We start from the raw sequence: 12,252 nt of genomic DNA on the forward strand, positions 1-12,252 counted from the left end.
AGGTTATGGCCATACTTCAAATAAACGGTCTGCAGCTTCCCTGTCAGGGCATTTTGTTCGATAAGGATGGGACACTGCTTGAATTTTTGCAATTATGGGGGCCGTGGGCCGATTCCTTGCTAAATCAATTGGAAGCCGTGTTATCAGGCATGGGGTCTGGTTTCACGGTAGAAAGAGGCAGGGTGCTTGGTACAGTCCACGATCACGAAGGACACATTATTGATTATGACAGGCAGGGTCCGCTGGCCATCGCTACTGTAGATGAGAGCACCGGGCTCCTGGCCGGACAGTTGTATGCAGCAGGCATGCCCTGGAATGATGCGATCACAACAGTCCGTGAGCTCTCCAATTCAGCCATGCAGGAAGTTCGTTCCAAACGGCAGGCTCAGCCTATGCCTGGACTGGTCTCTTTTTTGGAGAGCTGCCGAGCAGCTTCGATCAAGGTGGCGGTGGTAACCTCGGACAGCACGTCCGCAGCAGAAGAGCATCTGGAATGGATGGGGATACGGTCTTTCTTTACGTCCATCGTAGGCTGTGACCGCGTTACATTAGGCAAGCCGAATGGCGAAACTGCTCAGCTGGCATGTCGTGAATTACATATTCATCCTAACCAGGCCATCGTTATAGGTGATAGCAACGGGGATATGCAGATGGGACTGAACGCAGGAGTTTCACATGTTGTTGGTTTTTGTCCCCCTGGGAAGGAAGCAGTACATTTACAGGATGCGGATGTCGTTATTGGGGATTATCATGAAATCCGGGTGAGTCCGGATGGTGCCTGAACGGGATTATTCCGCTAAGGAGGAGAGAGGATGAACGAGGTAGAACAGCTGGCTTCCTGGATTCAGGAAAGTTCGAATATTGTTTTTTTCGGAGGGGCAGGAACGTCGACCGAAAGCGGGATTCCCGACTTCCGCTCTGCCGCGGGCCTATATCAGACAGAGCAGCATTCCCCTTATCCACCGGAGGAACTGCTGAGTCGTCACTTTTTCGATCAGCATGCCGATATTTTCTATGATTTCTATCGGGGAAAAATGCTTCATCCCGATGCCCAACCCAACGGTTGTCATAAGCTCCTTGCACGTTTGGAGCAGGAAGGTCGGCTGAAGGCGGTCATTACCCAGAATATCGACGGGTTGCATCAAAAAGCAGGCAGCACCAACGTACTCGAATTGCATGGTTCCGTTCATCGGAATGCCTGTATGGATTGCGGGTGTTTCTACCCGCTGGATGACATCATTCGGTCGAAGGATGCGGTTCCCCGCTGTGCGGCTTGTAATGGGGTCATTAAGCCTGACGTTGTGCTCTATGAAGAGGAACTGGACCAGAACACGCTATACCACTCTGTGGACGCAATCTCTTCTGCTGATCTGCTGCTGGTCGGCGGTACCTCACTGACCGTCCACCCTGCTGCACAGCTAATTACGTATTTTCGGGGAAAACACACCGTCTTACTGAATGCCACGCCAACGGCGTATGACCGGCAGGCAGATTTGCTGATTACCGAGCCGATCGGCGAGGTAATGATTAAGGTGGACCAGCTTCTTGGTTAAACGGTTTGTCTGAAATAACCGCCTTCTCCCGCGCTCGAACAGAGTGCAGGAAGCGGAACCTGGGGAAAGAAGGGATTCATGATGGTCTACTTAGCCAGCGATACACGCTATGAAACGATGAAATATAACCGGGTTGGACGTTCTGGACTGAAACTTCCGGCCATTTCACTTGGACTCTGGCATAATTTTGGCGGCATCAATAATGCAGAGAACGGTCGAAACATGATTACTCGATCCTTTGATCTGGGCATTACGCATTTCGATCTTGCCAACAATTACGGTCCGCCCGCAGGTTCTGCAGAGCAGCTATTTGGTCAGGTGCTGGCCCAGGATCTGAAGCCCTATCGGGATGAACTGGTGATATCCACCAAAGCGGGATATTATATGTGGCCCGGACCTTATGGCGAATGGGGTTCCCGCAAGAATCTGGTATCCAGCCTGAATCAAAGTCTCAAGCGCATGGGGCTGGATTATGTCGATATTTTCTATTCCCATCGTTATGATCCGGAAACACCGCTGGAAGAAACGATGATGGCTCTGGACCATATTGTTCGTTCGGGTAAAGCACTCTATGTGGGCATCTCCAATTACCCGGCAGAGCAGACGAGAGAGGCTGCCGAAATTCTGAAAGGTTTGGGCACACCTCTATTGATCCACCAGCCGAAGTATTCCATGCTGGACCGCTGGATTGAAGATGGGCTGCAGGACGTGCTGGATGAGTATGGTGCAGGCAGCATTGCATTTTGTCCTTTGGCACAGGGGGTACTGACGAACAAATATTTGAACGGTATTCCGGAGGATTCTCGTGCAAAAGGGCCGTCCGTTTTCTTGAACGAGAACAATATCTCACCTGAGACGCTGCGCAAAGTTCGTGCTCTCAATCAGATTGCTGCAGCTCGTGGTCAGAGTCTGGCGCAGTTCGCGCTTGCCTGGGTTTTGCGAAGCGGTAGGGTAACGTCGGCATTGATCGGTGCAAGCCGTACATCGCAGATCGAGGAGAATGTGGCCGCACTCAATCAGCTGGACTTCTCATCGGAAGAGCTGGAGCGAATTGAATCCATTCTCAGTCCCGAACATCATGACAAATAAGCATGTGACTGAGAACCTATAATTAAATGAAAAAAGAAGGTGCATGTTAGCCGTAATGGCAGAAGCATCTTCTTTTCTTTTTCACTAATTTGCACTCATGCATGGTGCCCAAGTAAACAGATGTTGTTCGCAACACTTACACTTTTCCTGAAGGGTTATTTCTTGTTTGGTTGTGCCATGCCGGGCCTCGGAGCTGGAGGTCTGGAGAGAATATTTTCACGATAGAGAGTCGGGGCTTCTCCGTGGAAACGTTTGAACTGTTTGGAGAAATAAAGGGCATCTGGCAGTCCTACGGATGCGGATACCTGCTCAATGGACAGATCCGGACGTTCACGCAGCAGCTGCCGTGACTTGTCAATGCGGAGCTTGAGCAGATACGTGACCGGGGACAGACCGGTTTCCTGCTTGAATATCCGGGATAAATAAGCGCGGTTGTAGCCGAGGCTGGCCGACATCTGTTCAATGGAGACGGGGTGAGCATATTGGGTAGACATGTATTGGATCATTTGTTTTACCGTCCGCCTAATCGAAGATTCACCAGGAATCAGGGTTTGTCCCTGAGAAAGGTGATTTTGGGCTTCGGCTAGAATCATATATAACGTACCGATGGATGTAAAATGAGAGCTTTCCTTGCGCTCCGCAAATGCATTTTGCATGACGGATAGCCAGTCAGCAATTCCGCAGGATGGACCGGCATGAAAAACGGATTTTTCCGGACGAAAGCCCGCTTCCTCCGTGTGTTTCCCAGCCTGGCTGCCTGTATAGGCCATCCATCGATATTCCCAGGGGCGGCGAGCATCGGACTGGTAGCTGACCAGTTGCCCGGGATGAATGAGGAAACAATCTCCTGCGGATAATTCGTAGGTATGGAGTTCCGTACGGAATGTACCAGCGCCCTTTTCTACATAATGAAGCAGATAGTAATCGTATAGTTTTGGACCAAGGGCATGACCCGGAAGGGTCTGGCTTGCGCCTGCAAAAAGGACATGTAATGGCCCCTTCTCATAATAGACCGGATTGGAGGCAACGGAGTACGTTTTTGCTCCACTTTTCCCCGAGGATTCCTGTGTGTTTTTTATCGGCTCTACTGCTGAATGTTCCTTGTGTTGATCAATCATGTGCCGTTCCTTCTTTCTGTGGTGTTCTTTCCATTATATGACGGAAGGTCACATTTATCCATATGAAACACACATGGTTGCATTTCAAGAGGTACCGCTTTCTTGTATAATAACCTTAAGAAAACAACAACATTGAGATGAGGTGCAGCAGCAATGAACATACATGAATTGAAACAAAAGTTTATTGAGAAGTACGGAGAGAGTGAAGCGGATCTCCGTGTATTCCATGCTCCTGGACGTGTAAATCTGATCGGGGAACATATCGACTACAATGGCGGGTACGTGCTTCCGGCAGCACTTGAATTCGGTACAACACTTGTTATCCGGGAACGGAAGGACGACAAATTGCAGCTGGCTTCCACCAATATGTCCTATGAGGGCGTGCTGGACACATCCTCGATCGGCAAGGAGAAAACAGGGGAGTGGACAGATTATCCAGTTGGTGTCATGGTTGAACTGCAAGCTAAAGGCGTGGAGGTAACGAAAGGATATGACTTCCTATACCACGGTGAAATCCCGAACGGTGCCGGACTCTCCTCTTCGGCTTCGCTGGAGGTGCTTACGGGATATGCGATTCAATCCATGGAGGGTGTATCTGAGATCGATACAGTACAGTTGTCGCTTCTGTCCCAAAAAGCAGAAAACGAGTTCGTTGGCGTCAACTGCGGCATTATGGATCAGTTTGCCGTGGCTAACGGAGCAGAAGATCATGCCATTCTGCTGATGTGTGATACGCTTGAATATGAGAAAGTACCTTTCCGTACGGGCTCTTATAAGCTGGTCATTGGCAATACGAACAAACGTCGCGGTTTGGTAGACTCGGCCTATAACGAGCGGCGCTCCCAATGCGAGCAGGCACTTGCCATTTTGAAGGAACAGCTGCCTGCACTTGATTATCTGGCGCAACTGACGCCGGAGCAATTTGTAACACTGCAGGATCACATCAAGGATGAGAAGGTAAGACAGCGTGCAGAGCACGTCGTGGAAGAGAATGCACGTGTGCTTGCATCAGTGGAAGCACTGCGTAATAACGATCTGGAAACGTTCGGCAAGCTGATGAATGCTTCCCATGAATCGCTCCGATATCTGTATGAAGTAAGCTGTGAGGAATTGGACGTGATGGTGGAGGAAGCGCAGCGCATTCCAGGCACACTTGGCGCACGCATGACGGGAGCCGGATTCGGTGGATGTACGGTGTCACTGGTACATGAGGATGATGTAGAACGTTTTGTCCGCGAAGTGGGGGCAGCGTATGAAGCACGTACAAGTCTTAAGGGAGACTTCTATGTGTGCGGAGTAGGCGACGGTGTCAAAGAATTGAAGGAGGCGAAGTAAAATGGCAATTTTAGTGACAGGTGGAGCAGGATATATTGGTTCGCATACGGTAGCGGCTTTGTTGGAACGCGGCGAGGAAGTCGTGGTTCTGGATAATTTGCAGACAGGGCATCGGGAAGCATTGCTGGGCGGCAAACTGTATGAAGGAGATCTGCGTGACAAGGCGTTTCTGGCAAAACTGTTTGCTGAAAACTCCATTGATGCAGTCATTCACTTTGCAGCCAACTCGCTTGTCGGCGAGAGCATGAAGGATCCGGTTAAGTATTATGACAACAACGTGTTCGGTACGTTGTGCCTGCTGGAAGCGATGAATGCAGCCGATGTACGCCGGATCGTATTCTCTTCAACAGCCGCCACATATGGCGAGCCTGAGAAAGTGCCAATCGAAGAGAGTGACCGAACTGAGCCTACGAACGTGTATGGCGAAACGAAATTGATGATGGAACGCATGATGTCCTGGTTCGATAAAGTACAGGATATTAAATACGTGTCCTTGCGTTACTTCAATGCAGCTGGAGCACATGATAGCGGCAAAATTGGCGAAGACCATCAACCGGAGAGCCACTTGATTCCGCTCGTACTGCAAACCGCATTGAAACAACGTCCGCACATTGCTGTGTTTGGCGATGACTACGCGACAGAAGATGGAACCTGTGTCCGCGATTATATTCACGTGAGTGACTTGGCAGATGCGCATCTGTGCGCGGTAGATTATCTCCGCAAAGGGGAGAACAGCAACGTGTTTAACCTGGGTAATGGTCAAGGCTTCTCGGTTAAACAGGTTATTGAAACTGCGAAAAAAGTGACTGGACTTGATATCCCAGTTGTACAGGAGCCGCGCCGTGCAGGTGATCCGGCTGTACTGGTAGCCTCTTCTGCCAAAGCAAGATCCGTACTAGGCTGGAATCCGACATGGACCAATCTGGAAGATGTCATTCAGAGTGCTTGGAGCTGGCACCAATCTCATCCTAACGGCTACGGAAAAAACTAGGAGGCGAACATCCATATGTCACAGACCCATAATGCTGCAGGCACCATAGACCGGACACCGGAGCAGCAGGAAGCACTGCATGCCATTGAACGTCTGGTTGCATTTGCCTTGCAGAACAAGCTGATTGAAGAAGCGGATCGGGATTACAGCCGCAACCTTCTGCTGGAACAGTTCGGATTTTCCGAGCCATACGATGGAGCATTGAACGAGATGGTACCGGATGGACCGCAATCCTTGCTGGATACGTTGATTGACTATGGTTATGCAATTGGACTCATTCCGGAGAATACCGATACGTACCGTGATTTGCTGGATGCGAAAATTATGGGTCAACTGATGGCCCGTCCATCCGAGGTGGTTCGCGCGTTCCGCCACACAGAGCAAACAGAAGGTATTGAAGCAGCCACATCGAAGTTTTACGAGCTGTCGATTCACTCCAACTACATTCGTATGGACCGAATCTCCAAGAATGTGTATTGGACACAGGAAACGCCATATGGCGATATGGAAATTACGATTAACCTGTCCAAGCCGGAGAAAAGTCCGAAGGAAATCGCCATGGCCAAACTGCTTCCGCCGCCGGTGTATCCGAAGTGTCAATTATGCCGGGAAAATGTAGGCTATGCTGGGCGGGTAAACCACCCGGCCCGGCAAAACCTGCGCGTTATTCCGCTGGAATTAAACGGTGAACCCTGGTTCTTCCAGTACTCGCCATATGTGTACTATAACGAGCATTGCATCATTTTCCATCATGATCATGTGCCTATGAAGCTGACAAAAGATACGTTGCGCAGGCTGCTTGCCTTCGTAGGCGAGTATCCGCATTATTTTATTGGTTCCAATGCAGATCTGCCTATCGTGGGAGGTTCGATCCTGACTCACGACCACTTCCAAGGCGGACGCCATACATTTGCCATCCAAAATGCGAAACCTGAAGCGGTATTCCGTCATGCGCATGCACCTGGGCTTACCCTGAGTCTGGTAAAATGGCCAATGTCCGTTCTTCGGCTCGCTTCACATGATCCAGCGGAGCTGCTCGAAGCGGGTAACGCCGTATATGAAGCGTGGAAACTGTACAGTGATCCTTCCGTTCAGATCCAGGCGTTCAGCGAGGTGGATGGAGAGCAGGTACCTCACAACACCGTAACACCAATTGTTCGTCGCAGTGCGGACGGTGGTTACGAGATGGATCTGGTTCTTCGCAACAATCGTACGAATGAAGAGCATCCTGAGGGGATTTTCCACCCGCACCGTGAAATGCATCATTTGAAAAAAGAGAACATCGGACTTATCGAAGTCATGGGGCTTGCCATCCTTCCAGGGCGATTAAAAGAAGAATTGGACGGGATTGCCGATATTCTCGCAGGGGACACTCAGCTTGCGGAAGCTGCCCAGGCTTCTGACCATGTTTTGAACCAGCATCTTCGCTGGGCGGAGGAACTGAAAGAACGTTTCGGTTCCAACCTGGACAAGGAACAGGCTGTTGCTCTGATTCAGCAGGAAGTAGGCCTGAAGTTTTCCGAGATTTTGGAGCATGCCGGAGTTTACAAATATGATGAAGCAGGACGTCAGGCATTCCGTCGATTTGTAGAAAGCATGGGATATACCGAATAAGTACAAATGGGCAGTAATATTATGTAGTGAATAAACAATTACAAAGGATAGGTGAGCAGCAATGCTCATCTATCTTTTTTCAATACAATGAATCCATCATCTTGCAATTTTACTTGTGTATGTGGCTCGATGGTTATTAGCGATCATGTATCTAAAGTATTCTTCCATCATGAGCAATAAACACAGGGCCATGGCAGAGGCGGGTGGTTCATTGTATAATATGAGAATGATTATCATAGCTTGATCAAATATTTGAAGTTTAGGAAACGGGGACGAATAAATGGAAAAGAAGCCACTGAACATACCGCTAATCACCGACGCAGAAGAATTGCAAACCATGGTGGGTGAGCCTCATGAGCACGTGAGAAACAAAGCGATATCGTTTGTGGACTCCCATGTTGAACATTTTTTATCCATGTCACCCCTATTTTTTCTGTCCAGTTCGGATGGGGATGGTAGAAGTGATGCATCCCCCAGGGGAGACGAAGCAGGCTTCGTGAAGGTTCTTGATGCGCATCGTCTGGTATATCCTGAACGTCCAGGCAATCGCCGTATTGACTCGCTGTTAAACATCCTAACCCATCCTGGGGTGGGTATGCTCTTCCTCATTCCTGGCATGAACGAAGTATTACGCATCAATGGAACAGCTTCTATTACGAAGGATGAGGAGTTTATCAATAGTATGGGCTGGACGGGAAAAACGATCGGGGCAGCGGTTATTGTAGACGTGAATGAATGCTTTATCCATTGCCCAAGAGCATTCAAGCAGTCGGGGTTGTGGTCTTCCGAGACTTGGGTGGATAAGGAAAATTTGCCCTCGACCATGGATATGTTCCGTGCCCATCTGCAAATCAACGGCTTGTTATAAGTGAGTGACTATGGATTTGTTTTTATAAAATCAGGGTACTATAATTGGAGTTGCACAAACATTCTAACTCCAATGGAGGCGACATAGATTATGAGATCTTTTCAATTTTATAACCCTACCCGTCTGATCTTCGGTAAAGGACAACTGGAAGCGTTGAAAACCGAAGTACCGAAGTACGGCAAGCGGGTATTGCTTGTATATGGCGGCGGCAGCATTAAACGTAGTGGTCTGTATGATCAAGTGATCGGATTGCTTAAGGAAATTGGAGCAGAAGTTACAGAACTGGCAGGCGTGGAACCGAACCCGCGTCTTTCGACTGTCCATAAGGGAGTAGAAATCTGCAAGACTCAGGACATCGAGCTGATTCTCGCCGTAGGTGGCGGTAGTGTGCTCGACTGTGCCAAAGCGATTGCCGTAGGTGCGAAATATGATGGCGACATGTGGGACTTTGCTCAGCGTAAAGCGGTTGCTCAGGATGCACTTCCACTTGGTACTGTACTAACGATGGCAGCAACAGGCTCCGAAATGAACTCCGGTTCCGTTATTACGAATCAGGATACACAGGAAAAATTGGGCTGGGGCAGTGCGTATTCATTCCCTGCGTTCTCCATCCTTGACCCGGTTAATACATATACCGTGCCTTTGGATCAGACGGTATACGGCATGGTCGACATGATGTCTCACGTATTGGAGCATTATTTCCATCTGGATGCCAATACGCCAGTACAACTTGGCTTCTGTGAGACGATTCTGCGTACCGTTATGGATGCAGCACCTCGTTTGGTAGAGGATCTGGAAAACTATGAGCTGCGTGAAACCATTCTGTACTGCGGTACGATGGCTTTGAACGGCGTACTGAATATGGGCCTTGCCGGTGACTGGGCAACCCACAATATCGAACATGCAGTATCTGCTGTATATGACATCCCGCACGGCGGGGGCCTTGCTATTCTGTTCCCGAACTGGATGAAACACAACCTGGACGTAAACGTGGATCGTTTCAAACGATTGGCGATAAATGTCTTTGAAGTCAATCCGGAAGGCAAATCGGACCAACAGGTAGCCGAGGAAGGCATCGAAGCTTTGCGTAAATTCTGGACGTCTATTGGCGCACCTAGTCGTCTTGCTGACTATGACATTGACGACAGCCAGATTGATGTCATGGCTGACAAGGCGATGCTGTTTGGCCCATTTGGTAACTTCAAGAAGCTGCAGCGTGAGGATGTTGTATCCATTTACAAGGCATCACTGTAATAAAGGGCATTCAATTATTAATAAAGACCGCAAATCTCCACAATATGGAGAATTGCGGTCTTTTTGCGTGAAATACCATGCAGAATAACCATTATCGGGTCTTGAATACAAATGAGGAAAGATTTTGAAACTTTAAGCCAATTACTACGTATTTATTTACATGAGGAATGCCCAGTGGGTTAGGAGTTTCGGCAGAAGAGAGGAGGAACGGGGAATGGAGTCCATCTATTGGGGGTGTCTAATCGGAGGAGCCATTTTTGCGGTCGTCAGCCTGGTGCTGGGTGACTTGATTGACGGATTGCTGGATGGAGTCTTTGAACTGCCAGGCATTGATTTTCTCAAACCAGTTGTACTTGCTGGTTCTATCACAGCGTTTGGCGGAGCTGGAATCATGTTGACGCGTTATAGCTCCGTAAGTGCCATTGCGGGTCTTATCTTATCCCTGCTTATAGGTATTGCTGCTGCCATGCTGGTATTCTTTGCTTATATCAAGCCGATGCGGAATAGTGAGGTTTCCATTGCATTTTCCATGAAGGAGCTATCCGGGAAAATCGGAGAGATTACGATTCCAGTACCTGAAAAGGGTTTCGGTGAGGTCATGATCCGTGTTGCTTCCGGTAACACGATTCATACCGCGTCCAGCTTCGAACATCGCCCTATTGCGGCAGGAGCGCGTGTTGTTGTGGTGGACGTTACGGAAGGTGTGCTTCGTGTAGCAGAATGGGATGAAGATTTACTTAAAGACGTCTAAGTAGGACGCGAGAAATTGTTTCGTCATCAATGAAATATAAGGGGAGAGATGTGGAATGGAATTAAATATGGATGTGTTGTTGATTCCTGCAATTGTTGTAGGTGTCATTCTGGTTCTTGGGTTGGCCTTCTGGGCGAGATATAAGACGGTTGGACCCGATGAAGCGATGATCGTTACGGGTTCCTTCCTGGGGAATAAAAATATTTCCGAAGATGAGTCCGGACGTAAAATTAAAATTGTACGTGGCGGTGGTGCCTTCATCTGGCCTGTGTTCCAGCAGTCCGAATTTATCTCATTGCTGTCTCATAAGCTGGACGTATCCACGCCAGAAGTGTATACGGAACAAGGGGTTCCGGTTATTGCAGATGGTGTCGCGATTATCAAAGTTGGTAGTGCTGTGGAAGATGTAGCAACAGCAGCCGAACAATTCATCGGTAAACCTGTTGAAGCCTTAAGAGGCGAAGCACAGGAAGTTCTGGAAGGGCATTTGCGGGCCATTCTCGGAACCATGACTGTGGAGGAAGTTTATCGGAATCGGGATCGGTTCGCACAAGAGGTTCAAGGTGTGGCTGCACGGGATCTGAAGAAGATGGGTCTGCAGATCGTATCTTTTACCATCAAGGATGTTCGTGACAAACAAGGATACCTGGACGCCCTTGGTAAGCCGAGAATCGCTGCCGTGAAACGGGATGCCGAGATTGCGGAAGCAGAAGCAATGAGAGATGCTCGTATTCAAAAAGCGAATGCAGAAGAGCAAGGACAAAAGGCGGAATTGCTCCGGGATACCAATATCGCTGAAGCAGCCAAAGAGAAGGAATTGAAAGTGGCAGCGTTTAAGCGCGATCAGGATACGGCTAAGGCCGAAGCAGACCAAGCGTATCATATCCAAGAAGCGCGTGCGAAACAGACGGTTGTTGAAGAACAAATGAAAGTTGAACTCGTGCGTAAAGAACGTGAGATTGACCTGAAAGAAAAAGAGATCACCGTACGTGAGAAGCAGTATGACGCCGAAGTGAAGAAAAAAGCGGAAGCCGATCGTTATGCTGTCGAGCAGGCGGCCGAAGCGGACAAAGCAAAAAGAATGCGTGAGGCCGATGCGGTGCAATACTCTATCGAGACCCAAGCCAAGGCAACAGCAGAACAAAAACGGCTTGAAGGTCAGGCGATGGCAGATGCAGAACGGGCCAAGGGTACTGCGGATGCAGAGGTCATTCGTCTGCGCGGTCTGGCGGAAGCCGAAGCGAAGGAAAAATTGGCGGAAGCGTTCCAGAAATTTGGCGAGGCTGCAGTACTCGATATCATCGTCAAAATGCTGCCTGAGCTTGCTGGTAAAATTGCAGAGCCGATCTCATCCATTGATAAATTAACTGTGGTAGATACAGGTAAGGGGGAGGGTGCAGCACGTGTAAGTAACTATGTGACCGAACTGATGTCTACAGCTCCTGAGATGCTGAAAAGCGTATCGGGCATTGATGTAGAGCAGTTGATCAAAGGTTTGACCAAGTCCAAAACGCCTGCACCTGTTGCTGTTCAGCAAAGCGAAACTGTAAACACTCCATCTGTGATCGACAAGATTGTGGAGAGAGCTGGAGCAGAGGATTAGGATTACGTGTGAACGATACGTGAAGCTCTATTGACCTTAACGTGATTTTTTGTTACTTTTTAAGCGAGACGTTCGG

11 protein-coding genes are annotated in these 12,252 nt (G+C 49.0%); 10 read left to right on the forward strand and 1 reads right to left on the reverse strand.

Annotation, left to right across the window (positions count from 1 at the left end):
- The first annotated feature begins 5 nt into the window (after window positions 1-5).
- From ABIC22_RS16050 to mgrA, 3 genes are all read left to right on the forward strand, one after another.
- Window positions 6-782, forward strand: coding sequence for an HAD family hydrolase (locus ABIC22_RS16050; protein WP_354482095.1), 777 nt, complete (start codon window positions 6-8; stop codon window positions 780-782).
- 30 nt (window positions 783-812) lie between these two features.
- Complete coding sequence (locus ABIC22_RS16055; RefSeq protein ID WP_354482098.1) at window positions 813-1,553, forward strand: NAD-dependent protein deacylase; 741 nt, start codon at window positions 813-815, stop codon at window positions 1,551-1,553.
- Between the two features lie 81 nt (window positions 1,554-1,634).
- Window positions 1,635-2,642 carry an L-glyceraldehyde 3-phosphate reductase gene (mgrA, locus tag ABIC22_RS16060; protein WP_095289537.1) on the forward strand — a complete coding sequence of 336 codons (1,008 nt, stop codon included), beginning with the start codon at window positions 1,635-1,637 and terminating at the stop codon, window positions 2,640-2,642.
- Between the two features lie 155 nt (window positions 2,643-2,797).
- Here mgrA and ABIC22_RS16065 read toward each other — a convergent pair whose 3' ends face one another.
- Complete coding sequence (locus ABIC22_RS16065; RefSeq protein ID WP_354482101.1) at window positions 2,798-3,760, reverse strand: AraC family transcriptional regulator; 963 nt, start codon at window positions 3,758-3,760, stop codon at window positions 2,798-2,800.
- 153 nt (window positions 3,761-3,913) lie between these two features.
- On the opposite strand from ABIC22_RS16065, the gene ABIC22_RS16070 reads away from it, so the two are divergent.
- The 7 genes from ABIC22_RS16070 (at window position 3,914) to ABIC22_RS16100 (ending at window position 12,176) form a co-directional block, all read left to right on the forward strand.
- Complete coding sequence (locus ABIC22_RS16070) at window positions 3,914-5,095, forward strand: galactokinase (protein WP_354482103.1); 1,182 nt, start codon at window positions 3,914-3,916, stop codon at window positions 5,093-5,095.
- A 1-nt stretch (window position 5,096) separates the two neighbouring features.
- Window positions 5,097-6,086, forward strand: a complete 990-nt coding sequence (galE, locus tag ABIC22_RS16075) for a UDP-glucose 4-epimerase GalE (protein WP_354482106.1) — start codon at window positions 5,097-5,099, stop codon at window positions 6,084-6,086.
- Window positions 6,087-6,101: 15 nt separating this feature from the next.
- Window positions 6,102-7,700, forward strand: a complete 1,599-nt coding sequence (locus ABIC22_RS16080; protein ID WP_354482109.1) for a UDP-glucose--hexose-1-phosphate uridylyltransferase — start codon at window positions 6,102-6,104, stop codon at window positions 7,698-7,700.
- A 280-nt stretch (window positions 7,701-7,980) separates the two neighbouring features.
- The gene (locus ABIC22_RS16085; protein WP_354482112.1) at window positions 7,981-8,568 is read left to right on the forward strand and encodes an MSMEG_1061 family FMN-dependent PPOX-type flavoprotein; all 588 of its coding nucleotides are present in this window, start codon (window positions 7,981-7,983) and stop codon (window positions 8,566-8,568) included.
- Window positions 8,569-8,658: 90 nt separating this feature from the next.
- Complete coding sequence (locus ABIC22_RS16090; protein ID WP_354482114.1) at window positions 8,659-9,822, forward strand: iron-containing alcohol dehydrogenase; 1,164 nt, start codon at window positions 8,659-8,661, stop codon at window positions 9,820-9,822.
- Between the two features lie 214 nt (window positions 9,823-10,036).
- Window positions 10,037-10,573 carry an NfeD family membrane protein gene (locus ABIC22_RS16095; protein WP_354482117.1) on the forward strand — a complete coding sequence of 179 codons (537 nt, stop codon included), beginning with the start codon at window positions 10,037-10,039 and terminating at the stop codon, window positions 10,571-10,573.
- Between the two features lie 55 nt (window positions 10,574-10,628).
- Window positions 10,629-12,176, forward strand: a complete 1,548-nt coding sequence (locus tag ABIC22_RS16100; protein WP_354482120.1) for a flotillin lipid rafts scaffold protein FloT — start codon at window positions 10,629-10,631, stop codon at window positions 12,174-12,176.
- Window positions 12,177-12,252 lie beyond the last annotated feature (76 nt).

The organism is Paenibacillus sp. PvP094, assembly GCF_040546835.1.
Lineage (GTDB): Bacteria > Bacillota > Bacilli > Paenibacillales > Paenibacillaceae > Paenibacillus > Paenibacillus illinoisensis.